This is a genomic window from Streptomyces violaceoruber (assembly GCF_033406955.1).
Taxonomy (GTDB): domain Bacteria; phylum Actinomycetota; class Actinomycetes; order Streptomycetales; family Streptomycetaceae; genus Streptomyces; species Streptomyces violaceoruber.
This window is the reverse complement of record NZ_CP137734.1, coordinates 1,542,394-1,569,390: the sequence shown is the minus strand read 5'-3', so window position 1 is coordinate 1,569,390 and position 26,997 is coordinate 1,542,394. Positions and strand designations below refer to the sequence as shown.

General features: G+C 73.0%; 10 protein-coding genes. 8 read left to right on the top strand and 2 right to left on the bottom strand.

What is annotated here, in order from left to right:
* Positions 1–3: 3 nt before the first annotated feature.
* Positions 4–13,680: a type I polyketide synthase gene (locus R2E43_RS06965; RefSeq protein WP_332056019.1), complete on the bottom strand. Its 13,677-nt coding sequence runs from the start codon at positions 13,678–13,680 to the stop codon at positions 4–6.
* Between the two features lie 326 nt (positions 13,681–14,006).
* Between R2E43_RS06965 and R2E43_RS06960 the strand changes: the two genes are divergently transcribed.
* The 6 genes from R2E43_RS06960 to R2E43_RS06935 all read left to right on the top strand — a co-directional run bounded on the left by R2E43_RS06960 (position 14,007) and on the right by R2E43_RS06935 (position 23,272).
* Complete coding sequence (locus tag R2E43_RS06960) at positions 14,007–15,329, top strand: FAD-dependent oxidoreductase (protein WP_003972649.1); 1,323 nt, start codon at positions 14,007–14,009, stop codon at positions 15,327–15,329.
* Positions 15,326–16,186, top strand: a complete 861-nt coding sequence (locus tag R2E43_RS06955; protein WP_003972648.1) for an alpha/beta fold hydrolase — start codon at positions 15,326–15,328, stop codon at positions 16,184–16,186. The genes R2E43_RS06960 and R2E43_RS06955 overlap by 4 nt, the downstream gene beginning before the upstream one ends.
* Before the next feature lie 42 nt (positions 16,187–16,228).
* Positions 16,229–17,866 carry an MFS transporter gene (locus tag R2E43_RS06950; RefSeq protein ID WP_016327682.1) on the top strand — a complete coding sequence of 546 codons (1,638 nt, stop codon included), beginning with the start codon at positions 16,229–16,231 and terminating at the stop codon, positions 17,864–17,866.
* Between the two features lie 10 nt (positions 17,867–17,876).
* Entirely contained in the window at positions 17,877–19,433 is a 1,557-nt protein-coding gene (locus R2E43_RS06945) for an aspartate aminotransferase family protein (RefSeq protein WP_003972646.1), read from the top strand.
* Between the two features lie 318 nt (positions 19,434–19,751).
* Positions 19,752–21,371 carry an AfsR/SARP family transcriptional regulator gene (locus R2E43_RS06940; protein ID WP_234308216.1) on the top strand — a complete coding sequence of 540 codons (1,620 nt, stop codon included), beginning with the start codon at positions 19,752–19,754 and terminating at the stop codon, positions 21,369–21,371.
* A 263-nt stretch (positions 21,372–21,634) separates the two neighbouring features.
* The gene (locus R2E43_RS06935) at positions 21,635–23,272 is read left to right on the top strand and encodes an FAD-binding oxidoreductase (protein ID WP_011030793.1); all 1,638 of its coding nucleotides are present in this window, start codon (positions 21,635–21,637) and stop codon (positions 23,270–23,272) included.
* 201 nt (positions 23,273–23,473) lie between these two features.
* Here the strand turns inward: R2E43_RS06935 and R2E43_RS06930 are convergent, their stop codons facing one another.
* The gene (locus R2E43_RS06930; RefSeq protein ID WP_003972643.1) at positions 23,474–24,244 is read right to left on the bottom strand and encodes an SDR family oxidoreductase; all 771 of its coding nucleotides are present in this window, start codon (positions 24,242–24,244) and stop codon (positions 23,474–23,476) included.
* Between the two features lie 144 nt (positions 24,245–24,388).
* Between R2E43_RS06930 and R2E43_RS06925 the strand changes: the two genes are divergently transcribed.
* Both R2E43_RS06925 and R2E43_RS06920 read left to right on the top strand, forming a co-directional pair.
* Positions 24,389–25,234 (top strand): NAD(P)H-binding protein, encoded by an 846-nt coding sequence (locus tag R2E43_RS06925; protein WP_003972642.1) that lies wholly within the window; start codon positions 24,389–24,391, stop codon positions 25,232–25,234.
* A gap of 166 nt (positions 25,235–25,400) precedes the next feature.
* The gene (locus R2E43_RS06920) at positions 25,401–26,993 is read left to right on the top strand and encodes an acyl-CoA carboxylase subunit beta (RefSeq protein ID WP_003972641.1); all 1,593 of its coding nucleotides are present in this window, start codon (positions 25,401–25,403) and stop codon (positions 26,991–26,993) included.
* Positions 26,994–26,997 lie beyond the last annotated feature (4 nt).

The window sequence follows — 26,997 nt, the reverse complement described above, 5'->3', positions numbered from 1 at the left end:
CGGTCAGCCGAGGTCGTCGAGGAGGGCGAACAGCTCCTCGTCGCTGGCTGTGTCCAGGTCCCGGTCGGTGTCGTCGTCCCCGGCCGCGCTGCCGTTCGCCGTGTCGGCGACGTCCAGCAACTCGCGCAGCCGACCGGTGATCCGGTCGAACGCGTCCCGGTCCACCGAAGCGGACCGGATGGCCGACTTCAGACGGTCCAGATCCGCGAGGACCGGAGTGGCGGCCGCCCCCTCCTCGACCGTGATCCGCTGCCGCAGATGGGCGGCGAGGGCGGCGGGGGAGGGGTGGTCGAAGACGAGGGTGGTGGGCAGGCGCAGTCCGCTCGCGGTGCTCAGCTGGTTGCGGAGTTCGACGGCTGTCAGTGAGTCGAAGCCCAGCTCCTGGAAGGCCCGGCCGGGGTCGACGGAGCCGGGATCGGAGTGGCCGAGCACCGCGGCCACCTGGACGCGCACGAGGTCCGTCAGAGCCTCGACGCGCTGCTCCTCGTCCGGCAGGGCACCGAGCCGCTCCGCCAGCGAGGGTCCGCCCTCGGTACCGCCGGTGTCCGCCGCCGCACGGCGCGGCGCGGCCGGCACGAGGTCCCGCAGCAGCGGGAGCAGATGCGCGCCCTGCTTGCGCAGTGTTCCGAGGTCCAGCCGGGTGGCCGCGAGGACCGCTTCGCCGGTGGCCGGGGCCGCGTCGAACAGGTCCATCGCGTCGGCGGACGACAGCGGCAGCAGGCCCAGCCGGGCGAGCCGGCGCAGGTCGGTCTGGTCGAGTTGTCCGCTGATGGTGCTGGCCTGGGCCCACAGGCCCCAGGCGAGGGAGACGGCGGGCAGTCCGAGTGCCCTGCGGTGCTGGGCGAGGGCGTCCAGGAAGGTGTTTCCGGCGGCGTAGTTGGCCTGGCCGGCGTTGCCGATGAGGCCGGCGACGGAGGAGTAGAGGACGAATGCCTCCAGGTCGTGGTCCTTGGTCAGTTCGTGCAGGTTCCACGCCGCGTCGACCTTCGGACGCAGTACCTTCTCCAGCCGCTCGGCCGTCAGATCCGCCAGGACGGTGTCGTCGAGGACGCCGGCGGTGTGGACGACGGCGGTGAGGGGGTGTTCGGCGGGGATGTCGTCGAGTACGGAGGTGAGGGCGTGGCGGTCGGCGGCGTCGCAGGCGGTGATGGTGACGGTGGCGCCGAGGGCGGTGAGTTCATGCTGGAGTTCTTGTGCGCCGGGGGCGTTGGTGCCGCGTCGGCTGAGGAGGAGAAGGTGGCGGGTGCCGTGCTGGGTGACGAGGTGGCGGGCGAGGACGGTGCCGAGGGCGCCGGTGGCGCCGGTGATGAGGACGGTGCCGCGGTCCCAGCGGGGCCGGTCGGTGGGCTGGTCGGTGGTGCGGGCCAGGCGAGGGGTGTGGAAAGTGTTGTCGCGGAGGGCGAGTTGGGGTTCGTCGGTGGTCAGGGCGGTGGTGGGGATGGTGTCGGTGTCGGTGTCGAGGAGGGCGATGCGGCCGGGGTTCTCGGTCTGGGCGACGCGGAGCAGGCCCCAGAGGCCGGCCTGTACGGGATCGGTGTGCTGTGTGTGGTGGGTGGCGAGGGCGCCCCGGGTGACGACGACGAGGGTGGTGTCGGTGGTGCGGTCGTCGGCCAGCCAGGACTGCGTGGTGCTGAGGGCGTCGCGCAGTGCGGTGTGGGCCGCTTGCGGCACGTCACCGTCCGGGACGGGCGGGGCGTACAGAACCGTTCGGGGGATGTTGTCTTCGGCCCTCACGGCGTCCAGGTTTGTGTGTCGGGTCGCTCCGTCGACCGTCAGGTCGCCGACGACGGCCCAGCCGGTGGTGTCGGTGGTGTCGGTGGGGGTGTCGGTGGTGGGCAGTGTGTTCCAGGCGATGCGGAAGAGTCCGTCGCGGGCGGTGGAGGCGGCTTGGCGCAGCGCGTCCTTGGACAGGGGGCGCAGCAGCAAGGACTCGACCGAGGCCACCGGGGCGCCGGTTGCGTCCGCCACCGTCAAGGCCGCGACGTCGGCCCCGGTGAGTGTCAGCCGCACGCGCAGTACGGAGGCGCCTGTGGCGTGGATGGTGACGCCGGACCAGGTGAAGGGCAGCAGTGCCGCGCGGTCCTGGTCGGCGACGCCGGGCAGCAGGGGGTGCAGCGCGGCGTCGAGCAGGGCCGGGTGCAGGACGTAGCGTCCCGCGTCGGCGCGCTGCTCCTCGGGCAGGGCGACCTCGGCGTAGATCTCGCCGTCGCCGCGCCAGACCCGCCGCAGACCCTGGAAAGCCGGACCGTACGCGTATCCCACATCGGTCAGCCGGTCATAGACCCCGTCGAGCGGCACCTCGCCGGCGCCGGCGGGCGGCCACGGCAGCGGCGGCTCACCGAGGACGCCGGCGGCCGGGGCCAGGGCACCGCTCGCGTGCAGCGTCCACGGACGGTCCGCGGTGACGTCGCCGTCGTCGAGCCGTGAGAAGACCTCGACCGTGCGCCGCCCGGCACCGTCGGCCTCGCCGACCACCAGCTGCACCTGGACACCGCCCTGCTCGGGCAGGACCAGCGGCGCCGACAGCATCAGCTCCTCGACCCGCTCCGCGCCCAACTGCCCGCCGACCCGCACCGCCAGCTCCAGCAGCCCCGTCGCCGGCACCAGCACCGTGCCGTGCACCGCGTGCTCGGTCAGCCAGGGCTGGGAGTGGCGCGACAGGCGGCCGGTGAACAGGTACTCGTCGCGGTGCGCCATGCGCACGGCGGCCCCGAGAAGGGGGTGACCGGCGGCGGACAGGCCGAGCCCGGCCGCGTCGGTGGATGTCTCGGGTGCGTCCAGCCAGTACCGCTCGTGCTGGAAGGCGTACGTCGGCAGGGCGACCCGGCGGGCGCCGGGGAAGACCGTGTCCCAGGCGGGGGCCGCGCCGCGCAGCCGCAGTGCGGCGATCGCCGCGGCGACGGTCTCGGCCTCGGGCCGGTCCCGGCGCAGCGCCGCGACCAGGACACCGGCTTCCTCTTCCAGACTGCCCCGGGTGAGCGCCGTGAGCACCGCGTCCGGGCCGAGTTCCAGGAAGTCGGTGACGCCCTGGGCCTCCAGGTAGCGCACTCCGTCCAGGAAGCGCACCGCCTCCCGGATGTGGGTGGCCCAGTAGTCAGGCGAGGTCAGCTGCGCGTCGGTGGCGAGGGTGCCGGTCACGTTGGAGACGACCGGGATGCGCGGCGGCCGGAAGGACAGCCCGGAGGCGACCTCGCGGAACTCGTCGAGGACCTCGTCCATGTGCGAGGAGTGGAAGGCGTGCGACACCGGCAGCCGCTTCGTGCGGACCCCGTTGGCCCGCCAGGCCGCGGTGACCTCCTCCACGACGTCCTCGTCCCCGGAGATCACCAACGACTCGGGGCCGTTGACCCCGGCGATGCCCACCGCGTCGCCGTACGGCGCGATCGAGGCGTACACCTCCTCCTCGGAGGCCTGCACGGCGGCCATCGCGCCTCCCTCGCGGGCGGCCTGCATCAGCCGGCCGCGCTCGGCGACCAGACAGCAGGCGTCGTCCAGGTCGAGCACCCCGGAGAGATACGCGGCGGTGACCTCGCCGATGGAGTGGCCGAGAAGATAGTCGGGAGTGAATCCGTGATGCTCGAAGAGCCGGTACAGCGCGACCTCGACGCAGAACAGCGCGGCCTGCGTGAACGCGGTCTGGTCGATCAGGGCGGCGGTCGCGGAGTCCTCCTGGGCGAACAGCACGTCCTTGACGGGACGGGCGAGTTCGGCCCGGAAACGGGAGCACACCTCGTCCAGCGCCTTCGCGAACACGGGACTGCTCTCGTAGAGTTCGCGTCCCATGCCGAGCCGCTGGCTGCCCTGCCCGGTGAACAGGAACGCGGTCTTCCCCGGCCGTGCCGAACGGGCCCGGACGACCCCGGCCGACTCACCGCGCTCGATCGCCGCGAGCCCCCGCAGCAGCGACTCGCGGTCGGCGCCGACGACGGCCGCACCCTGGTCCAGGACCGCGCGGGTGGTCGCGAGGGAGTGGCCGATGTCGGCGGGTGACAGGTCCGGGTGGTCCAGCACGTACTGGTGCAGCCTCCGTGCCTGGGCCCGCAGCGCGGCCTCGTCCTTCCCGGACACGATCCACGGCACCACGCCGCCCGAGGACTCCGGGCCGGCGGCCGGGCGGCGGTCCACCGGTGCCGCGGGAGCCTCCTCCACGATCACGTGGGCGTTGGTGCCGCTGATGCCGAAGGAGGACACGCCCGCCCGGCGGGGGCGGCCGGCGGCCGGCCAGGGGGTCTCCTCCGTGAGCAGCGCCAGGGTGCCCGTCTCCCAGTCGACGTGCGGGGACGGCGCGTCGACGTGCAGGGTCCTGGGCAGCACCTCGTGGCGCATCGCCTGCACCATCTTGATGATCCCGCCGACTCCGGCGGCGGCCTGGCTGTGTCCGATGTTGGACTTCAGCGAGCCGAGGTACAGGGGGCGGCCCTCCGCCCGGTCCTGGCCGTACGTCGCCAGCAGTGCCTGGGCCTCGATGGGGTCGCCGAGGGTGGTGCCGGTGCCGTGTGCCTCGACGGCGTCGATGTCGGCGGGGGTCAGGTCCGCGTTGGCCAGGGCCTGGCGGATGACCCGTTCCTGGGAGGGGCCGTTGGGTGCGGTGAGGCCGTTGGAGGCGCCGTCCTGGTTGACGGCGGAGCCGCGGACGACGGCCAGCACCTGGTGGCCGTTGCGGCGGGCGTCGGAGAGCCGCTCGACGAGCAGCAGGCCGACGCCCTCGCTCCAGCCGGTGCCGTCCGCGCCCGCGGCGAAGGACTTGCAGCGGCCGTCCGGCGACAGACCCCGCTGCCGTGAGAACTCCACGAACGTGCTGGGACCGTTCATCACCGTCACCCCGCCCGCCAGGGCGAGGTCGCACTCACCGGAACGCAGCGCACCCGCCGCCATGTGCAGCGCCACCAGCGACGAGGAGCACGCCGTGTCCACGGTGACCGCCGGACCCTCCAGGCCGTACGTGTACGACAGCCGGCCCGAGACGACGCTGGACAGGTTCCCGGCGAGCAGGAAACCCTCGAACTCCTCCGGAGCGGACGCCAGCCGCGACGCGTAGTCGTCGTACATCGCGCCGGTGAAGACACCGGTGTTGGAGCCCCGCAGCAGGGCGGGGTCGAGGCCGGCGTTCTCGAAGGTCTCCCAGGCGGTCTCCAGCAGCAGCCGCTGCTGCGGATCGGTGGCCGTCGCCTCGCGCGGCGAGATGCCGAAGAACTCCCGGTCGAACAGGTCGGCATCGTGCAGGAAGCCGCCCTCGCGGACGTACGAGGTACCGGTCTGCTCCGGGTCCGGGTCGTACAGGTTCTCCAGGTCCCAGCCCCGGTTGACGGGGAACTCGGTGACGGCGTCCACACCGTCCGCCACCAGCCGCCACAGCTCCTCCGGCGAGGACACCCCGCCCGGGTAGCGGCAGGCCATGCCGACGATCGCGATCGGCTCGTCGGCCGGACCGCGCCGCCGGGCCGCCGTCGGTGCGTCGGCCGGCCGCGAGCTCTCGGAGACCCGGGAGAGCAGATGGGCCGCCACGGCCCCCGGCGTCGGATGGTCGAAGACCACCGTCGCGGGCAGCCGCAGACCCGTGGCGGCACCGAGGCGGTTGCGCAGGTCAACACCGGCCATCGAGTCGAAGCCGATGTCGTTGAAAGCGCGTTCGGGGTCGACGGAGGTGCCGCCCGCGTGGCCGAGGATCGCGGCGACGGTGTCCCGGACCAGGCCCAGGACCGCGTCGCGGCGCTTGTCCTCGGGCAGTGCCGCGATCCGGCGCGCCCAGTCCGATCCGGCACCCCCGGTGCCCGCACCGGCCTGCACGGCGCGGCGGGCACGGGTGCGCACCAGCCCGCGCAGGAGCGCGGGCAGCGGCTCGGCGCCGGTACGGAAGCGGGCCAGGTCCAGCGCCACCGGTACCAGCAGCGGCTCGGTGCCCGTCAGCGCGGTGTCGAACAGGGTCAGGCCCTGCTCCGGGGTGAGCGGGGTCATTCCGGCGCGGGCCCAGCGGGCGAGGTCGGCCTCGCCGAGGGTGCCGCCCATGCCGTGCGAGGCGTCCCACAGCCCCCAGGCGAGCGAGGTCGCGGGCAGCCCGGAGGCGCGGCGGTGCGCGGCCAGGGCGTCCAGATAGGTGTTGGCCGCGGCGTAGTTGGCCTGGCCCGCGGTGCCGGTGATGCCGGAGACCGAGGAGAACAGTACGAAGGCCGCCAGGTCGAGGTCCTTCGTCAGCTCGTGCAGATGCCGGGCCGCGTCGACCTTGGGGCGCAGCACCGTGGCGAGTTGCTCCGGTGTGAGCGACTGCGCGGTCGCGTCGTCGAGGACGCCCGCGGTGTGCACCACCGCCGACAGCGGGTGCCGGGCGTCGACGGCGGCGAGCAGCCCGGCGACGGCGTTCCGGTCGGCGGCGTCGGCGGCGACCACGGTCACCTCGGCGCCCAGCGCGGTCAGTTCCGACCGCAGCGCGTCGGCGCCCGGCGTGCCGGGGCCGCGGCGGCTGCTGAGCAGCAGGTGGCGCACGCCGTGCTCGGTGACGAGGTGCCGGGCGACGAGCGCGCCGAGCCCGCCGGTGCCGCCGGTGACGAGGACGGTGCCGTCCAGGGCCGGGGTCGGTGCGTTCCGTCCGGGCGCGGGGTCGCGGCGGGCCAGCCGTGGGGCGTACAGCTTGCCGCCGCGGACGGCGAGCTGGGGTTCCCCGGCCGCGAGCGCGGCGGGCAGCAGACGGTCGTCGTCACCGTCGAGGTCCACCAGCACGACACGGTCGGGGTGCTCGGACTGCACCGAGCGGATCAGGCCCCACACCGGCGCCGCGGCGAGGCCGGTGACGTCGTCGCCGGGAAGTGCCGCGACGGCGCCGCGGGTGACGAACGCCAGCCGCCCCTCGGCGAACCGTTCGTCGGCCAGCCACCGCTGGACCACTTCCAGCGCGTCGCGCACGGGCTGGTGCGCGCCCTCGGCGGTGTCTGGCGCGCCGGGCGGCCGTACGACCACGATGGCGGAGCCCGTGGCGGCGTCGAGGCCGTCGGCCGCCTCGGCCCAGTCCGGACCGGCGCCGGCCGGGAGGGGGACGGGGGCCCACTCCACCGTGTGGAGCGCGGCGGCCGGGGCGGCGTCGGCGTCGGCCGCGAGCCGGCGGGCGTCGACCGGGCGCAGGGTCAGCGACTCGACGCCGGCGACCGGCGCGCCCGTGTCGTCGGCCATGGAGATGCGGTAGGTGTCGGGGCCGCCGGGGGAGATCCGGATCCGCAGGCCGGTGGCGCCGGTGGCGTGCAGGACGACCCCGGACCAGGCGAAGGGCAGCCGGATCCGGCCGGAGTCGCCGTCGGCTCCCGCGTCCAGCACCAGGGGGTGCAGGACGGCGTCGAACAGTGCGGGGTGCACACCGAAGCCCGCGGCGGCCTCCCGGTGTTCCTCCGGCAGCCGCACCTCCGCGTACAGGTCCTCGCCGTGCCGCCACAGGGCCCGCAGCCCCTGGAAGGCCGGTCCGTAGTGGTAGCCGAGCGCGGCCAGCCGGTCGTACACGCCGTCCAGCGGCTCGGCCGCGGCGCCCTCCGGTGGCCAGACGCCGAAGACGGGGTCGGGCTCGGGGACGGCGGCCTCGGCCTCGGCCTCGGTGGCGAGGGCACCGCTCACGTGCCGGGTCCAGGGGCGGTCGGTGCCGTCGTCGCCGGTGTCGGGACGGGCGTGGACGGAGAACGGCCGCAGCCCCGAGGCGTCCGGGGCGCCGACGGCGACCTGGACCCGCACGGCGTCCCGGCCGGTCAGCGGCAGCGGTGCCTCCAGCGTGAGGTCCGCGACCCGGCCGGCGCCGAGGTGGTCCCCGGCCGCCATGGCGAGTTCGACGAAGGCGGTGGCGGGTACCAGCACGGCCGAGCCGATGGTGTGGTCCGCCAGCCACGGATGGCCGCTCAGCGACAGCCGACCGGTGAACAGCGTGTCCTCCCGGCCGGCGAGTTCCACGGAGGTGGACAGCAGCGGGTGCTTCGAGGCGTCCAGGCCGAGGCTGCGGGCGTCGGTGGGCGACGCGGGCGCCAGCCAGTAATGGGTGCGCCGGAAGGCGTACGTCGGCAGGCCGTCGGCGGTGGCCGCGCCGGGGAAGAACGTCGCCGCGTCCAGGGCGGCCCCCGCGGCGTGGGCGCCCCCGAGGCCCAGGGTCAGCGTCTCGGCCTCCGGTCGGCCCGCGCGCATCAGCGGCACGGCCGTGGCTCCGGTGTCCTCCAGCGCGGCCCGGGTGAGCGCGGTCAGCACGGCGTCCGGTCCGGCCTCGACGAACACGGTGGCGCCCTGGGCGGCGAGTTCGCGGGCCGCGTCGAGGAAGCGGACGGCCGCGCGGATCTGGTTCGCCCAGTACTGGGGTGAGGTGAGTTCGGCCTCGGTGGCGAGCCGGCCCGTCACGGTGGAGACGATCGGCACGGTGGGCGCCGAGAAGGCGACCGTGGACGCGACCTCGCGGAACGCGTCGAGGACGCCGTCCATGTGCGGGGAGTGGAAGGCGTGCGAGACCGTGAGCCGCTTGGTCCTGCGGCCCGACGCCCGCAGCAGTTCCGCGACCTCGAGGGCCGGCTCTTCGTCGCCGGAGATCACCACGGACGCGGGTCCGTTGACGGCCGCGACGGAGAGCCCGGCCGCCCTGCCCTCCAGATACGGAAGAACCTCCTCCTCGGCGGCCTCGACGGCGATCATGGCGCCGCCGGAGCGGGCGGCCTGCATCAGCCGGCCGCGCGCGGCGACCAGTTTCGCGGCGTCGTCCAGGGTCAGCACCCCGGCCGCGTGGGCGGCGGACAGCTCACCGACCGAGTGCCCGGCCAGCAGACCGGGGGTGACCCCGTGGTGCTCCAGGAGCCGGAACAGTGCCACTTCGAGGGCGAACAGCGCGGGCTGCGTGTACGTCGTCTCGTCGAGCAGGGCGGCCTCGCGGCTGCCCTCCGCGGCGAAGACCACCTCGCGCAGCGGCAGGTCCAGATGGGCGTCGAGCGCGCCGAACGCGGCGTCCAGTGCCTCGGCGAACACCGGATGGCGCGCGTACAGCTCCCGGCCCATGCCGGCCCGCTGGGCGCCCTGACCGGTGAAGAGGAACGCGGTGCGGCCCGCGCTCCGGGCGCTGCCGGTGACGACGCCGGGCGCGTCGGCGCCCCGGATCAGCGCGTCCAGACCGGCCAGGTAGCCGGCCCGGTCCTCGGCGAGGACGACGGCGCGCTGCTCGAAGGCGGTACGAGTGGTGGCGAGCGCCCGGCCGATCGCCGCCGGTTCCGGCGCCCGGTCACCGTCCGCGTACGCCCGCAGCCGCTCGGCCTGGGCCCGCAACGTGTCGGGGTCACGGGCCGACAGCAGCCAGGGCGCGGGCACGGCGGGAGCCTGGGTGGCCGGCGGCGCGGCGGACGGCGGCGGCGCGTCCGGGGCCTGCTCGAGCACGACGTGCGCGTTGGTGCCGCTGATGCCGAAGGAGGACACGGCGGCCCGCCGGGGCCGGCCGGTGTCGGGCCAGGCCCGTTCCCCGGTGAGCAGCTCCAGCGCGCCCGCGTTCCAGTCCACGCGCGGTGACGGCTCGTCGACGTGCAGCGTCCGGGGCAGCACCCCGTGCCGGATCGCCTCGACCATCTTGATGACACCGCCGACACCGGCGGCCGCCTGGGCGTGGCCGATGTTGGACTTCAACGAGCCCAGGTACACCGGTGGGAGCCCGTCCCGGCCGGTTCCGTAGGTGGCCATGAGGGCCTCGGCCTCGATGGGGTCGCCGAGCCGGGTGCCGGTGCCGTGCGCCTCGACCGCGTCGACCTCGGTGGCGGCCAGACCGGAGTCGGCCAGGGCCTGGCGGACGACGCGCTGCTGCGACAGGCCGTTGGGTGCGGTGAGGCCGTTGGAGGCGCCGTCCTGGTTGACGGCGGAACCGCGGACGACGGCCAGTACCTGGTGGCCGTTGCGGCGGGCGTCGGAGAGCCGCTCGACGAGCAGCAGGCCGACGCCCTCGCTCCAGCCGGTGCCGTCCGCGCCCGCGGCGAAGGACTTGCAGCGCCCGTCCGGCGCCAGACCCCGCTGCCGCGAGAACTCCACGAACATGCCGGGCGACGACATCACGGTCGCACCGCCGGCCAGCGCCAGGCTGGTCTCGCCCGAGCGCAGGGAGCGGATCGCCAGGTGCAGCGCGACCAGCGAGGAAGAGCAGGCGGTGTCGGTGGTGACCGCCGGTCCGAGCAGCCCGAGCTGGTAGGCGATCCGGCCGGACATGACGCTCGTCGTGCTGCCGGTCAGGACACTGCCCTGGACGGACTCCGGTGCCTCGTGCATCCGCGGGCCGTACTCCAGCGCGGTGGCGCCGACGAAGACGCCCGTACGGGAGCCGCGCAGCGTGTCCGGGTCGATCCCGGCCCGCTCCACGGCCTCCCACGCCGACTCCAGGAGCAGCCGCTGCTGCGGGTCCATGGCCATCGCCTCGCGCGGCGAGATGCCGAAGAAGTCGGCGTCGAACTCGCCCGCGTCGTGCAGGAATCCGCCGTGCCGCACCGCGCTGCGGCCGGGGCGGTCGGGGTCGGCGTCGTAGAGGTCGTCGGGCCAGCCGCGGTTCACGGGGAACTCGGTGATCGCGTCACCGCCCTCCGACACGAGCTTCCACAACTGCGCCGGGGAGGTGATCCCGCCGGGGAAGCGGCAGGCCATGCCCACGATCGCGATCGGTTCGCCGGCGTCGGCGGGCCGGATGAACTCCTCCCCGGCCTCCGGCTCGTCCGTCGTGTCCGCCAGCCGCGTGGCGAGGAACGCGGTCAGCTCCCGCGGGGTGGGGTGGTCGAAGAGCAGGCTGCCGGGCAGGGCCAGTCCGGTGGCCTCGGCGAGGGCGGCGCGCAGTTCCGTGGTCATCAGCGAGGTGAACCCGAGCTTCTGGAACGGGACGCGCGGATCGAGCCGTTCGCCGTCCCCGTACTCCAGGACGGCGGTGACATGGCTCGTCACCAGGTCCTCGGCGTACCGCAGGCGCTCGGCCCGGCCGGCCGGCACGGACGGGACGCCGGACGCCGCGGCCGGTGACCGCACCTCATCGGCCGCCGGGGCGATCGCCCGCGTCTCCTTGCGGGCCGCGGCGTCGAACCAGTGCCTACGGCGCTGGAACGCGTACGTGGGCAGCGGCACGGAGCGGCCGCCGGCGTCCGCGTGGACCGCGCGCCAGTCGACGTCGGCGCCGCGGACGAACGCGGTGGCGACCGCGGTGAGCAGCGTCCGGGTCTCGGGGCGCCCGGCGCGCAGCGTGGGGGTGGCGTCGGCGAGCGAGCTGAGGACCGCGTCCGGGCCGACCTCCAGGAGGACCGTCGCGCCGAGCTCGCCCAGGGTGCGTACGGCGTCGGCGAAGCGCACGGCGTGCCGGACCTGGTCCGTCCAGTAGCAGGGGGTGCGCAGGTCGTCGCCCGAGGCGAGAGCGCCGGTGAGGGTGGAGACGACGGGTATCCGCGGGGCGTGGTAGGTGAGTTCCTTGGCGACCTTGTGGAACTCCTTGAGCATGCCGTCCATGAGGGGCGAGTGGAAGGCGTGCGAGACGGTGAGGCGCTTGGTCCGGCGCCCGGCTTCGGCAAGCCGTGCCGCCACGTCCTCCGCCGCGTCCGCCTCGCCCGAGATCACCACCGAGGCGGGCCCGTTGACCGCCGCGAGGGACAGGCGTGCCTCCAGTCCCTCCAGGTGGGGGAGGACCTCCTCCTCGGTGGCCTCGACGGCGATCATGGCGCCGCCGGCGGGCAGCGCCTGCATCAGCCGGGCCCGGGCCGCGACCAGCCTCGCCGCGTCGTCGAGGGACAGCACGCCGGCGACGTGGGCGGCGGCCAGCTCGCCGATCGAGTGTCCGGCGAGGAAGCCGGGCCGCACGCCCCAGGACTCCAGCAGCCTGAAGAGCGCCACCTCGATCGCGAACAGCGCCGGCTGGGTGCGACCGGTCTCGTCCAGGCCCTCTCCGGAGGCGATGACCTCCCACAGGGGCTGCTTCAGCATCGGGTCGAGCCGCTCGGCCACGGCGTCGAAGGCGTCCGCGAACACGGGGTGCGCGGCGTAGAGTTCCTGGCCCATGCCCGGTCGCTGCGCCCCCTGCCCGGTGAACAGCAGGGCGGTGGCACCGGCCTCGCCGCGGCCCCGTACGACCCCGGCGCCCGGCCGGCCCTCGGCCAGCGCCCGCACACCGTCCAGCAGGGCCGCGCCGTCGGCGCCGACCACGACCGCGCGGTGTTCGAAGACCGTACGGTCCGTCGCCAGCGAGTACCCGGTGTCGCGCGGGTCGGGCGCGTTCTCGGCGCCGGCGAACTCGGCGAGCCGCGCGGCCTGTCCGCGCAGCGCCTCCTCGGAGTTGGCGGTGACCACCCAGGAGAGCGAGGAGGGGGCCGCGGAGCCGGTGAGGGTGTCCGGCTCCGCGGCCGGGAGGGGAGGCTCGCCAACGACGACGTGCGCGTTGGTGCCGCCCATGCCGAACGAGCTGACGCCGGCCACCAGCGGACGGTCCGGACGCGGCCAGGCGGAGAGCTCGCGCTGAACCTCCAGACCCAGTTCGGCCAGCGGGATCGCCGGGTTGGCGGTCCGGAAGTTCAGGCTGGCGGGAAGTTCCCGGTGGGTGATGGCGAGCAGCGTCTTGATCAGGCCCGCCATGCCGGCGGCGCCCTCCAGGTGCCCGATGTTGGTCTTGACCGAGCCGACCCGCAGCGGGCCGTCCGCGTCGCCGCGCTCCGCGCCGAGGGCGGCGCCGAGCGCGGCGGCCTCGACCGGGTCGCCGACCGGGGTGCCGGTGCCGTGCAGTTCGACGTACTGGACCCGCTCGCCCGGGCCGAGGGCGGAGCGCCGGTGCGCCTCGCGGATCAACTGCTCCTGCGCGGTGCCGCTGGGCACGGTGAGCCCGTCGGCGGCGCCGTCGTTGTTGACCGCCGTGCCGCGGATCACGCCATGGATCCGGTTGCCGTCCGCGAGGGCGGCCGACAGCGGCTTGAGCACCACCACGCCGCCGCCCTCGCCGGGCACGAAGCCGTTGGCACGGGCGTCGAAGGTGTACGAGACACCGTCGGGGGACAGTGCGCCGAAACGTTCCTCCGTAGTGGCGTTCTCGGCCAGCAGATTGAGGTTCACACCGGCCACCACAGCCGTCGTCGACTCCCCGCTGCGCAGGCTCTCGCACGCCAGGTGCACGGCGACCAGCGACGACGACTGGGCCGAGTCCACCGTGAGACTCGGACCGCGCAGCCCCAGGTGGTACGAGACCCGCCCCGCGATGACGCCTCGGTTCACCCCGGCCATCGTGTGCTGGGTGACCGCCTCGTCCCCGTACTGGTACAGCAGGTTGGTGTAGTCGTCGCGCAGGGTGCCCACGAACACCGCGGTCCTGCTGCCGCGCAGCGACGCCGGTACGATCGCGGCGTCCTCCAGCGCCTCCCACGTCAGTTCGAGCACGAGCCGCTGCTGCGGGTCCATCGCGGCGGCCTCACGCGGCGAGATGCCGAAGAATCCGGCGTCGAACCGGTCGACACCGTCCAGGAACGCCCCGCGCCGGCCCCCGGAGCCCGAGCCGGGCGCCGCGTCCGCGGGCACGTCCCAGCGGCCCGGCGGCACCTCGGTCACGGCGTCGGAACCGCTGTGCAGCAGCTCCCAGAACGCCGCGGGGTCCGCGGCCCCGGGGAGCCGGCAGGACAGTCCCACGACAGCGATCCGCTCCACCTGCCCGGTGTGCGCCCCGGCTGCTACGGAATTGTTCTCACTGGTGACCACGCTCGGCTGCCCTTTCCTGGCTGTGTCGTCCGGACATCTGCCCGCGAAAACGCACGCGGCCGCGACCCGAATCCTCTTCCAGACCTTGCAAGCAATGTGACGAAAGACTAGAAACACCGGGTAGGTGATCAGTCACGGCGTGGTAACTGCCGCCGCTGGAATGCCTGATGACCGGCCCGTTGCCGCGCAGTGAGCGAGCGGTGGAACGCCTGCGGATACCGTCTGGGCGGACTCACGCGATTCCGCGCGGCCAGGTCGTCCCACTGATTTCTGATTGCCGCGACTTTGTTGTTCCCACTCCGCTTGTCGAAGGAGAGTAAATCGCTATGAGCAGAAAGCGCGAAGGCCGCGCGATAGTGCTCGGCGGGAGCATGGCGGGCCTTTTCTCCGCCCGTGCTCTCTCCGAGACCTTCGCGAACGTCACGGTCGTGGACCGCGACGAGCTGACCGGTCCGAACGAACTGCGCCGCGGCCTGCCGCAGGGGCACCACCTGCACGGCCTGCTCGCCCGCGGCCAGCAGATCACCGAGGAGTACTTCCCGGGCATCACCGAGCAGATGAGGGCGGCCGGCGCCCAGACCGGTGACGTCGCCGACGACGTGCGCTGGATCATCAACGGCAAGCGCCTCGCCAAGGTCGACTCCGGGCTGATCGCCCTCACCTCCAGCCGCCCGTTCCTCGAGCGCCACGTGCGCGACCGGGTGCTCGCGCTGCCCGAGGTCTCGTTCCTGGAGCGGGCCACCGTCCAGAGCCTGGTGACCACGGCGGACCGGCGCGAGGTCAACGGCGTCGTCGTGCGCCGCGCGGACGGCACCGAGGAGACCCTGCACGCCGACCTCGTCGTGGACGCCACCGGACGCGGTTCGCGCACCTCCGTCTGGTTGCAGGAGTTCGGCTACGAGGCCGTCCAGGAGGAGAAGCACAAGATCGGCCTCGGCTACACCACCCGCTACTACCGCGTCCCTGACGAGGCGTTCGAGGGCAACATCTCCATCAACACGGTCGCCTCCGCCGGCGTGCCGCGCGGCGCGATCTGCCAGAAGATCGACGGCGACCGCGCCATCGTCACCGCCTACGGCATCCTCGGCGACCACCCGCCCACCGACCCCGAGGGCTTCATCGGCTTCATCAAGTCCCTCGCCGCACCCGACATCCACGAGGTGCTCACGGTCTCGGAACCGATCGACGACCCGGTCGCCTACAAGTTCCCGACCAACCTGCGCCGCCACTACCAGCGGATGACCGACTTCCCGGCCGGCCTGCTGGTCATCGGCGACGCCGTGTGCAGCTTCAACCCCAGCTACGCACAGGGCATGACGGTCTCCGCGCTCGGCTCCCTGGTGCTGCGCCGCCACCTCGCCGACACCCACCGCCCGGACCCGCTCCGGTACTTCGAGGACCTCGCCCGGGACGCCGTCGACGGCTGCTGGGAGATGGCCGTCGGCGCCGACCTCAGCTTCCCCGAGGTCGAGGGCGAGCGCACGCCCGAGGTGCAGGAGGCGCACGCCTTCATCGCCCAGGTGCAGGAGGCCGCCACCCGCGACGCCGCGGTGGCCCGCGCCTACTCCCGGGTCATCGGCCTCGTGGACTCCCCGGCGGTCCTCCACGACTCGCCGATCGAGGCCGCGATCGCCGGAGCCCAGCGGTGACGGCGACCCGGATCGGCCTCGACGGCCTGGTCTTCGACGTCGATGTCGCCGGTCCCGAGGACGGCGAGCCGGTACTCCTGCTGCACGGGTTCCCGCACAACAAGGAGTCGTGGACCGAGACGGCGCCGCTGCTGCACGCGGCCGGCCTGCGCACCGTCGCCCCCGACCAGCGGGGCTACTCGCCGGACGCCCGCCCCGCCGCCGTGGCGGACTACCGGCTGCCGCACCTCGCCGCCGACGCGCTCGGCGTCCTCGACGCCCTGGGCGTGTCCTCGGCCCACGTGGTCGGTCACGACTGGGGCGCCGCGGTGGCCTGGTACCTGGCGGCCCGGCACCCCGGCCGGGTGCGCACCCTGACCGCGCTGGCCATCCCGCACCTCGACGCCTACCAGCACGCCTACCGGGTCGACGAGGAGCAGCAGCACAGCTCACAGTACGTCGAGTTCCTCGTCTCGGACGGCGCCGCCGACCACTTCCTGGCCGACGGCGCCGCCCAGTTGCACGCCTGGTTCACCCAGGCCGGAGAGGGCGTCCTCACCGATGCCCAGATCGCCCGGTACGTGGCCACGCACACCGCCGCCGGCACGCTCGACGCCGCCCTGAACTGGTACCGCGCCAACAACCTCCTCGGTGACCCGCTGGACTTCGGTCCGGTCACCGTCCCCACCACCTTCGTCTACAGCCGCACCGACACGGCGGTCAGCGAACTGGCGGTCGCGAAGACCGAGGAGTACGTCACCGGGCCGTACCGGCTCCTGACGCTCGAGAAGACCTCGCACTGGCAGCCCCAGCAGGATCCGGACACCGTCGCCGCCGAGATCCTCGCCCGCGTCCGCGCGTACCGGCAGACCCACTGACCGACCGACACCCACAGGCACAGAGAACGAAAGAGGGAACCCATGTCTTCGAACACCGCTCCCGCGGTGGAGCTGCGGGCCGGGCCGCGCGAGTGGTTCGGACTGCTGGCGCTGCTGCTTCCGGTGACGCTGATGACCGCCGACCTCGGCGTGCTGTGGCTGGCCACGCCCTACCTGACGGCCGACCTTCAGCCGACGAGCTCCCAGCTGCTGTGGACCACCGACCTCTACGGCTTCATGACCTGCGGCTTCCTGGTGGTCATGGGCACGCTCGGGGACCGCATCGGCCGCCGCAGGCTGCTGATCCTCGGCTCGCTCGGGGTGATCGCGGCCTCGGTGCTGGCGGCGTACTCCACCAGCCCCGAGATGCTGATCGTGGCTCGCGCCCTGCTCGGCGTGGCCGGCGCCGCGGTGCTGCCCTCGACGCTGTCGCTGATCATCCACATGTTCAAGGACGACCGGCAGCGGGCGACCGCCATCGCGACCTGGGTCACCGCCCTGTCGGTGGGCATCGCGATCGGACCGGTCATCGGCGGTGTGCTGCTGGAGCACTGGTGGTGGGGTTCCGTCTTCCTGATGGGCGTCCCGGTCATGCTGGTGCCGGTGCTGCTTGCCCCGGTGTTGCTGCCCGAGTACAAGGACCCGGGCGCGGGGCGGCTCGACCTGGCGAGCGTGGTGCTGTTCCTGGCGGCGATCCTGCCGGTCGTCTACGGCATCAAGAAGTTCGCCGAGCACGGGTGGAGCCTCGCCAACCTGGCGGCGATCGTCATCGGTGCCGCCTTCACGGTGGTCTTCGTGCGCCGTCAGAACAGCCTGGAGACCCCGCTGCTGGACATGCGGCTGTTCAGGACCCGCGCCTTCACCGGTGCCCTGCTGACGCTGCTGTTCGGCATGATGGCCCTGAACGGCGTCGAGTACCTCGTCCCGCAGTACCTGCTGGTCGCGGGCGAGCTCACCCCGCTCGCCGCGGGTCTGTGGCTGCTGCCCGGGGCCGCCGGGCTGATCATCGGCTCCCAGCTGACCCCGGTGCTCGCCAAGCGCTTCCGTCCGGCCTACGTGATCACCGCGGGCCTGGTCGTCACCCTGATCGGCTTCTGGCTCACCGCCGTGGCCGGGCCGGACGACTCGGGCATCGTGCCGGCCGCGGCGGGCCTCGCCGTGATCATGTTCGGGGTGGCCCCGATCAGCGTGCTCGGCACCGCCCTCGCCTCCGGCGCGGCCCCGCCCGAGAAGGCCGGTGCCGCGTCCGCGACCGGGCAGACCGCCTACGACCTGGGACTGGCGTTCGGCATCGCGGTCACCGGCAGCGTCGCCGTCGCCGTCTACCGCTCCGGGATCGCCGACACCGCTCCGGCGGGTATCCCGGCCGCGGCGGAGGAGGCCGCCCGGGACACCGTCGGCGGGGCCGCCAAGGCCGCGGAGTCGCTGCCGCAGGACGTCGGCGAGCAGCTCCTCACCGCCGCCCGCGAGGCGTTCACGTCCGGTTTCCACGCCACCGCCTGGGTGAGCGCGGGCATGGCCGTACTGACCGCCGTCGTCGCCCTCGTACTGCTCCGCCACATCCCGGCCATCGGCGCCGGGGCCGCCCCCGACGCCGCACCCGAGAGCGGCGAGCCCACGGCCGGTCCGGCATCCGCCGCGTCCGCCGCGGCCCGCGAAGAACCCGTCACCAGCGCCTGAAGGGACCGACATGACCGACCAGCCGACCACACGGGACGGCTTCGCCGAGCCGTTTCTGCTGGAGGTGCTCGCCTCCGGCGGCCTGGACGCCGCCTACGTGCGCGCGGAGGGCAACACCCTGTACCGGCGCGGTGAGGACGGCGAGGAGATCGCCGTACTCGACTTCGTCGGCGGCTACGGCTCGCTGATGCTCGGGCACAACAACCCGGAGATCAACGACCGGGCCAGAGAACTGCTGGACCGGCAGACGCCCGTCCACGCGCAGTTCTCCCGCCATCCGTACGCCGACGAACTGGCGGCGGAGCTGAACCGGATCGTCCAGCGCGAACGCGGCGACGACGAGTCGTACTACGCCATCTTCGCCAACAGCGGCGCGGAGGCCGTCGAGGCGGCGATGAAGCACGCCGAACTCGACCGCGGACTGCGGCTGTCGGCACTCACCGAGGAGATCGACGCCCACCTGGAGGAGGTCCGGGCCCGGGTCGCCGACGGCACCGCCACGGTCCCGCCACGGGTCGCCGGGTCCGCCGACGAGCTGATCGCGGACGTCCGGCGCAGGAACGAGGAACAGCTGGCCCGCGGCCCGCTGTTCCTCACCCCGGAAGGCGCCTTCCACGGCAAGCTCGCCGGCAGCGTCCAGCTCACCCACAACCCGGGCTACCGGCTGCCGTTCAAGTCCCTCGCCGCGCAAGCCAGGTTCGTGCCCCGGGACCAGCCGGGGGCGCTGCGCAAGATCGTCGACGAGGAGCGGCCGCACCTGCTCGACCTGGTCGTGGAGGGCGGCCGGGTACAGGTCGTCGAGCGGGACCACCCGCTGTTCACGGCCTTCGTCCTGGAGCCCGTCCAGGGTGAGGGCGGCATCCACGAGCTGTCCGCCGAGTTCGTGGCGGAGGTCCAGGAGGTCTGTGCCGAGGCCCGGATCCCGGTCGTCGTCGACGAGATCCAGAGCGGCATGGGACGCACCGGCAGCTTCCTGGCGGCCACCCGGCTGGGGCTGAAGGGCGACTACTACACGCTGGCCAAGAGCCTGGGCGGCGGTATCGCCAAGTCCGCGGTGCTGCTCGTCCGCAAGCCGCTCTACCACGGGCAGTTCGAACTGGCCCACAGCTCCACCTTCGCCAAGGACGCCTTCTCCTGCCTCATCGGGCTCAAGGTGCTCGAGATCATGGAGGCCGACGGCGGTGCGGTCTACCGCCGGGCGGCGGAGCGCGGTGAGCGCCTGCTCGGAATGCTCCGGTCGGTCCGGGCGGACTTCCCCGAGACGGTGCGGGACGTGCGCGGGCGCGGCCTGATGCTGGGGCTCGAGTTCCGGGACCAGTCGGACGCCACGGCCGACCCGCTGCGGCAGGTCGCCCGGAGCGGGTTCTTCGGCTACTTCGTCGCGGGCCACATCCTGCGGGAGCACCGCGTCCGTGTCTTCCCGACGTCGAGCGCGGTGAACACTCTGCGGTTCGAGCCGTCGGTGTACGTCACGGACGAGGAGATCGACCGGCTGGAGGCCGCGCTGCGCGACGTGTGCGCGATCATCCGGGACACCGACGGAGCGCGGCTGGCTCCGATCGGCTGACCGTCCCGGCGGTCGCCGGACGGGCCAAAACAGACTGTGTTAGCTGTTTCAGTCTCGAAAACCGCTACACTGAGCACGTGAAACACCCTCATGTCGGCCCACCTCAGGGTCACCGACGCTCCGGAGGGCCTGGGCAATCCCCCGTCCCAGGCCCTCCGGTCTCTTGTTTTACCAGGTGAGCGGCGGGTTCCTGCGAAGCGTGCTGTATGTGTTCACATTCGAACGGTCTCTGCTTTGACAAACCGGTGTGCTGGTTTGTAAAGTCGTGGCCAGGAGAATACGACAGCGTGCAGGACTGGGGGAGTTATGCGCTTTCGGATGCTCGGTCCACTCGAGGTGTTGTCCGGCGAGCAGTCCTTGCCGCTGGGGGGCGTCAAACAGCGGGCGACCCTCGGGTACCTGCTGTTGCAGGCCAACCAGGTGGTGCCCACCAGCCAGTTGCTGTCCGCGCTGTGGAGTACCGACAACGCGCCCGCCACCGCGCGGAAGATCCTGCAGAACGCGGTCTGGGGACTGCGCGGGATGCTCAGTGAGCACGGACCCGCGGCCGGCGCGGCGGGCGAACTCGTCACCCGCGCTCCCGGCTACATGATCCGGGTCGACCCCGACCGGGTGGATCTGCACCTGTTCCGCCGCCGGGTGTCCGAAGGGCGGGCCCGGCTTTCCGCCGGAGCCCAGCACGAGGCGGTCCGCCTTCTCGGAGAGGCCCTCGACCTGTGGCGCGGACCCGTCCTCGCCGACCTCGTCGAGACCGGCACGATGTGGCCGGAACTCACCGCCGTGCAGAACAGCCGCCTCGATGTCCTGGAGGACTACCTGGAGGCGAAGCTGCGGTGCGGCGAGCACTACGCGGTCCTCGGCGAACTGGAGACCACGGTCGAGGCGGAGCCACTGCGGGAACGCAGCTCGGGTCTGCTCATGCTCGCTCTCTACCGGTGTGGCCGCCAGGTGGACGCGCTGTCCGTCTACAACCGCATCAGGGCCACCCTCGTCGAGGACCTCGGCCTCGAGCCCGGCCACGAACTGCGCCGACTGCAACAGGCCATACTGGCCCAGGACCAGACCCTCGACCTGGCGTCGGCGCCCCTCGGCACGGCGGCCCCGGTCCCGGTCCCGGCCGCGCCCGCCGCCCAGCCGCCGCCCGCCGCCGCTCTGCCCGGGTACCGGGACGCGGCCGCGCAGTTCAGCGGTCACGAGGACCGCCGGCCGCTCCTCGCCGCCGTCGCCTCGCCGGCGCACCGGACGCGGAGCGACGAACGGCAGGTCGCGGTCGCAAAGTGGCCGGCGCAGCCGCGCGGCGCCCCCGTCCACAGCCGGACAGCCGTCCGCACCGCACCGGTGGCAGAACGCCCGCACCTCAGTGTGCTCCTCGTCCAGAACCGGCTCACGCCCGGACACAACGGCTTCCGGCCGGAGTCCATGGACGAGGACTTCGAGCACCTCAACGCGGTCACGCGGAAGCAGATCGAGCGCCTCGGCGGGGAACCCGTGGCCACCATCGGCGCGGTGACACTGGGTCTGTTCCGCCCGTGCTCCACGGCCGCGGACGACGGGACACGCCGCGCGCAGGAGCCCGGCGCGGCGCTACGGGCGGTACGAGCCGCGGCGGCCGTCCGCGACCGCCTCGCCGTCCCGGTCCCGCAGCCCGCCCGGCCCGCCCCGCCCGGGCTGACCTTCCACGCCTCCGTGGCCACCGGCCGGGCACTGGTCCGCTTCCAGCCCGGCGACGGCACCGCGCCCACCGTCAACGGCGCCCTGCTCGATCTGTGCCAGGCTCTGCTGACCGTCACCGCGCCCGGCGAGATCCGGGTGTGCGCCGCCACCCGCGCCGCCACCGTCTCCGTCGTCGCCTACGGGCTGGCCGACGGCTCCCCGTCCGCCTGGCGGGCGCTGGACCTGCCGGCCGAGGACTCACCCGCCGGAGGCGGGGCGATCTGACCCCCGCTGCTCCGAGCCCGCCCGCGGCCCACCGTCTCCGCCGTCCCCTGCGCCTCCACAAGCGGAATTGGTGTGCGATTACTTGGCGATGGAATTCGGCCAATAGTGTGCGTCCTGATTGGGACTGGCTGTCATGAATTCCTCCCCGCCCCCCGGGCCGGAGAGGGCTGTGATGTCGAGTTCCGTACCACTGCGGTTCGAAACCACCCCCACAGCGCGACCGCAATTCCTGGTCAGTCAGTTCCTCATGGAGGTGCACAGTCATGTCCGCCATTTCTCGCCGACGTTTCATCAGACACGGTGCCGTCGCCGGCGGCGCCGCGGTGGCGCTGCCCGCCCTCGGCGGCTGGGCAGGCGAGGCGTTCGCCGCACAGCCCTCACCCGCCGCGGCGATCGCCGGGGGCGAACTCGTCAAGGTCACCCCCGGCGACCCGCGCTACGCGACGCTCGTGGCCGGCGCCAACGGCCGATGGAAGGGCACCCCGGACTACGTCCTGGTCGCGAGCGACGCCGACCAGGTGGTCCAGGCCGTCCGGGAGACGCTGGCCAAGGGACTGCGCTTCGCCGTCAAGAGCGGCGGGCACTGCTACGAGGACTTCACCACCAACAGCGGCGTCCGCGTCCTCATCGACATCTCGGCCATGGCGGCGATCGAGTTCGACGCGTCCCGCCGCGCCTTCGCGATCGGCCCCGGCGCCCAGCTGGGCAGCGTCTACCAGAAGCTGTACGACGGCTGGGGCGTCACCCTGCCCGGCGGCACCTGCCCGTCCGTGGCCGTCGGCGGCCACATACCCGGCGGCGGCTACGGCCCGCTCGCCCGCTCCCACGGCATCACGGTCGACTACCTGTACGCCATCGAGATCGTCGTCGTCGACCGGGCCGGCACGGTCCGCAAGATCGTCGCCACCCGGGAGCACGACGACCCCAACCGTGAGCTGTGGTGGGCCCACACCGGTGCGGGCGGCGGCAACTACGGCATCGTGACCCGCTATTGGTTCCGCAACGACGCCGGCGGCCTCGACCCGGCCGCGCTGCTGCCCCGGGCGCCCAGGGAACTGATCATCTCCGAGGTCACCTTCCCCTGGGACAACACCATGACCGAAGCGGCCTTCTCCAGGCTGCTGCGGAACTTCTCGGCCTGGCACGTGGCCAACGCCTCCGCCGACCACCCCTACGCCCGGCTCTTCAGCGCCCTCAAGCCGCGCCACCGCTCCGCGGGCGAGTTCCTGATGTCGACGCAGATCGACGCGGCCGTGCCCGGCGCGGACGCACTGCTCGACGCCTACCTCGCCGAGATCGTCGCCGGCACGGGCCTGACGTACACGGTCGTCACCCGCAAGCGGGTCGACTGGCTCTACAACGTCCTCAACTGGCCCGGCCTCGGCGGGGACGGCTTCGAGGGCAAGGGACGCTTCAAGGCGAAGTCCGCCTACCTGCGCAAGACCCTGCCCGACGCCCAGATCAAGGCGTTCTACAAGCACCTCACCCGCACCGACTACGACAACCCGGCGGCTCTGGTCGAGATCGCCGGCTACGGCGCCGCGGCCAACCTGCCCGCCTCCTGGGCCACCGCCACCGCGCAGCGCGACTCGGTCATCAAGATGCTCTTCGTCAATCTCTGGGCCACGGAGGCCGAGGACCGCCGGAACCTCGCGTGGGTCCGCGAGTTCTACCGCGACGTGTTCGCCGCGACCGGGGGAGTCCCGCGGCCGAGCGGAGTCAATGACGGAGCCTTCATCAACTACGCCGACGCGGACCTCGCCGACCCCGCACTGAACACCTCGGGGATCGGTTGGAACACCCTGTACTTCAAGGACGGCTACTGCCGGCTTCAGGCCGCGAAGACGCAGTGGGACCCGCGGAACGTCTTCACCCACGCCCTGGGTATCGAGCCGGCCTGACCCTCCCCGCACCCCGCCGAGCGGCCTCCGCAAGCCCGGGGGCCGCTCGGGCGTGCGGTGTCCGTCTCTCCGGTGGAACCCGGTGGACACGGATGCCGACACGGATGCCGGACACGACAAAGAACGCCGCCCTCGTCCTCTGTGTGCGGCAGGGAGAAGGGCGGCGTTCTTCCGGGCGGGCGGCGAGCCCCCCGGCGGAGCTCAGAGGCCGAGGCCGGAACCGCCGCTGGCGTCGATGTTCTGGCCCGTGACCCAGCGGGCGTCGTCGGAGGCCAGGAAGGCGACCACGTCGGCGACGTCGTCGGGCTGGCCGACGCGGTTGAAGACCGAGAAGCCGGCCGCGTGGGCCTTGGCGGCGGGGTCGGCCATCCACGGGTGGATGTCGGTCTCGATGGTGCCGGGGGAGACGGCGTTGACGGTGATGCCGCGCGAGCCCAGGGTCTGGGCCAGGGTGAGGGTCAGGACCTCGACCGCGCCCTTGGCGGCGGCGTAGGAGGTCATGCCCGGGAAGGCGACCTTGGTGACACCGGAGGAGATGTTGACGATACGGCCGCCGTCGCGCAGACGCTCCAGGCCCTTCTGGATGATGAAGAAGGGGGCCTTGGCGTTCACCGCGAACACCTTGTCGTACTCGGCCTCCTCGACCTCGTGGATGAGGCCCGGGCCGGCGATGCCCGCGTTGTTCACCAGGATGTCCAGGCCGGAGCCACCGTCCGCGTACTGACCGATCTGCGCGTCGAAGGCCTGCCACAGCGCCTCGGCGTCACCCGGCACGCCCAGCTGCGAGCGGAAGGCGAAGGCACGGCCGCCCGCCGCCTCGATCGAGTGGACCGTCTCCTTGGCGGCGGCCTCGTCACTGGAGTAGGTCAGGGCGACCAGCGCGCCCTCCTTGCCCAGCCGCTGGGCGATGGCACGCCCGATGCCCCGGCTGCCACCGGTGACCAGCGCCGTCTTGTTCGTGAGGGCAGTCATGCGGAAACTCCTCAATCTCTCAGTCATTCGCGACCGCAGAAGCCAGGGCCGCAAATGTGATGCTGCCGCTCCCCTCCCACTCGCCGTCCACCGCCGGTTAATTCCCCGGTCGGGACGGACAATTCTGCAATTACCCTCGGCGGTATGACGACAAAACCCGTACTTGTTATCGGCGGCACCGGAAAGACCGGGCGCCGCGTCGTGCGCCTGCTGAGGGAACGGGGCGTGCCCGCGCGGCCGGCCTCCCGCTCCGGCGAGGTGCGCTTCGACTGGCTGGACGAGTCCACCTGGGGACCCGCGCTCGACGGCGCCTCGGGCGTCTACATCGTCCAGAACGACGGCGATCCGCGGACCCGCGCCCTGGTGCGGACGGCGGTGGCGAGCGGGGTGCAGCGGCTGGCCCTGCTCTCCGCCCGGGGCGTCGACACACCCGGCTACTACGGCGAGGACCCCGCCACGAGCGAGGCCTTCCTGGAGGGGGAGGCGGCCGTCCGTGAGTCGGGCGTCGACTGGACCGTGCTGCGGCCGGGATGGTTCGCGCAGAACTTCGACGAGGGGTTCTTCAACGAAGGAGTGCTTGCCGGCGAGTTGCGGCTGCCGGCCGGTGACGGCGCGGCGAGCTGGATCGACGTGGAGGACATCGCGGCGGTGGCGGTGGCCGCGCTGACCGAGGACGGCCACGCCGGCCGCACCTACGAACTCTCCGGACCCGCACCGCTGCCGCTCGCCGAGGTCCTGTCCGTCATCGAGGCGGCGGCCGGCCGCAAGGTGCGGTACACCCCGCTCACCACCGAGGAGTTCATCGCCGAACTCGGTGCCCAGGGAATCCCGGCCGAGGAGGCCGGGTTGTGGGCCGCCGCGCTGTACCCCGTCGAGCGCGGCTTCGAGAGCAAGGTCTCCGACGGCGTGCGGCAGGCCCTGGGCCGAGCCCCGCGGACCTTCGCCGAGTACGCAGAGGCGGCCGTGGCGGAGGGCGCCTGGCGCGACTGAGCAGTCGTAGCGGCCTGGTCGGGTGCCGCCCCGCCGGTCCCGCCCCGGTGGGACGGCACCGGCGGCAACCCCCGCCGCCCGCATCTCCCCAGCCACTCTCCAGGGCGCCTTGAGAGGTTAAGGCCATGATGTGTCGGTCTGTTGGACTCGCCTGGAAAGGACTCGTATGAGCACCGTCGAGGAACGACCGGCGGGCGGTTCCCTGCCCGTGACCATGGACGCGCGTGTGGCGGAGCTGGCCGAGCTGCGCGAGCGCGTTCTGGCCGGTCCCAGCCAACGTGCGACCGAGGCGCAGAAGGGAAAGGGCAAGCTGACCGTACGCGAGCGGCTTGAACTCCTCTTCGACAAGGGGACGTTCGCCGAGACCGAGGCCTTCCGCCGGCACCGCGCGACCGGCTTCGGGCTGGAGGACAGGAAGCCGCACAGCGACGGTGTCGTCACCGGGTGGGGACAGATCGACGGCCGGACGGTCTTCGCCTACGCCCACGACTTCCGCATTTTCGGCGGCGCGCTCGGCGAGGCGCACGCGCAGAAGATCCACAAACTGATGGACCTCGCCGAGACCGCCGGGGCACCGGTCGTCGGACTCTGCGACGGCGCCGGCGCCCGCATCCAGGAGGGCGTCACCGCGCTCGCCGGCTACGGCGGGATCTTCCAGCGCAACGTCCGCAACTCCGGCGTCATCCCGCAGATCAGCGTGATCATGGGCCCCTGTGCCGGCGGCGCGGCCTACTCGCCCGCCCTGACCGACTTCGTCTTCATGGTGCGCGGCACCTCCCAGATGTTCATCACCGGACCGGACGTCGTCCAGGCGGTCACCGGCGAGCAGATCACCCAGGAGGGGCTGGGCGGCGCGGACGTGCACGCCGGCACGTCCGGCGTGGCGCACTTCGCCTACGACGACGAGGAGCAGTGCCTGGAGGACGTCCGGCACCTGCTGTCGTACCTGCCCGCCAACAACCGCGAACTCCCGCCCGCCGAAGTGCCGGACGACCCGGCCGACCGGCGCACGGAGGCGCTGCTGACGCTGGTGCCCGCCGACCCCAACCGCGCGTACGACATGCGACGGGTCATCGAGGAGATCGCCGACCACGGCGAGTACTTCGAGGTGCACGAGCGCTGGGCGCCCAACATCATCTGCGCCCTGACCCGGCTGGGCGGACAGGTCGTCGGCATCGTCGCCAACCAACCGCAGTCCATGGCCGGTGTGCTGGACATCGAGTCCTCGGAGAAGGCCGCGCGGTTCGTCCAGACGTGCGACTCGTTCAACATCCCGCTGGTGAGCCTGGTCGACGTACCCGGCTTCCTGCCCGGTGTCGACCAGGAGCACAACGGCGTCATCCGGCACGGCGCGAAGCTGCTGTACGCGTACTGCAACGCGACGGTCCCGAGGATCTCCCTGGTGCTGCGCAAGGCCTACGGCGGCGCGTACATCGTGATGGACTCCCGCTCGATCGGCGCGGACATCGCCCTGGCCTGGCCGACGAACGAGATCGCGGTCATGGGCGCGGAGGGCGCGGCCAACGTGGTCTTCCGCCGGGAGATCGCGGCGTCCGACGACCCCGAGGCGGTGCGCAAGGCCCGCATCGACGAGTACCGCGACGAGCTCATGCACCCGTACTACGCGGCGGAGCGCGGTCTCGTCGACGACGTCGTCGACCCGGCGGAGACCCGGTCGGTACTGATCGGCGCGCTGCGCATGCTGCGCGACAAGCACGCGCCGCTGCCCACCCGCAAGCACGGCAACCAGCCCCAGTAGCCCG

Coding starts and splice junctions, on each gene's coding strand:
- R2E43_RS06930 (WP_003972643.1), bottom strand. CDS start 24,244: ATGACTGCCCTCACGAACAAGACGGCGCTGGTCACCGGTGGCAGCCGG.
- R2E43_RS06925 (WP_003972642.1), top strand. CDS start 24,389: ATGACGACAAAACCCGTACTTGTTATCGGCGGCACCGGAAAGACCGGG.
- R2E43_RS06960 (WP_003972649.1), top strand. CDS start 14,007: ATGAGCAGAAAGCGCGAAGGCCGCGCGATAGTGCTCGGCGGGAGCATG.
- R2E43_RS06940 (WP_234308216.1), top strand. CDS start 19,752: ATGCTCGGTCCACTCGAGGTGTTGTCCGGCGAGCAGTCCTTGCCGCTG.
- R2E43_RS06920 (WP_003972641.1), top strand. CDS start 25,401: ATGAGCACCGTCGAGGAACGACCGGCGGGCGGTTCCCTGCCCGTGACC.
- R2E43_RS06935 (WP_011030793.1), top strand. CDS start 21,635: ATGTCCGCCATTTCTCGCCGACGTTTCATCAGACACGGTGCCGTCGCC.
- R2E43_RS06945 (WP_003972646.1), top strand. CDS start 17,877: ATGACCGACCAGCCGACCACACGGGACGGCTTCGCCGAGCCGTTTCTG.
- R2E43_RS06950 (WP_016327682.1), top strand. CDS start 16,229: ATGTCTTCGAACACCGCTCCCGCGGTGGAGCTGCGGGCCGGGCCGCGC.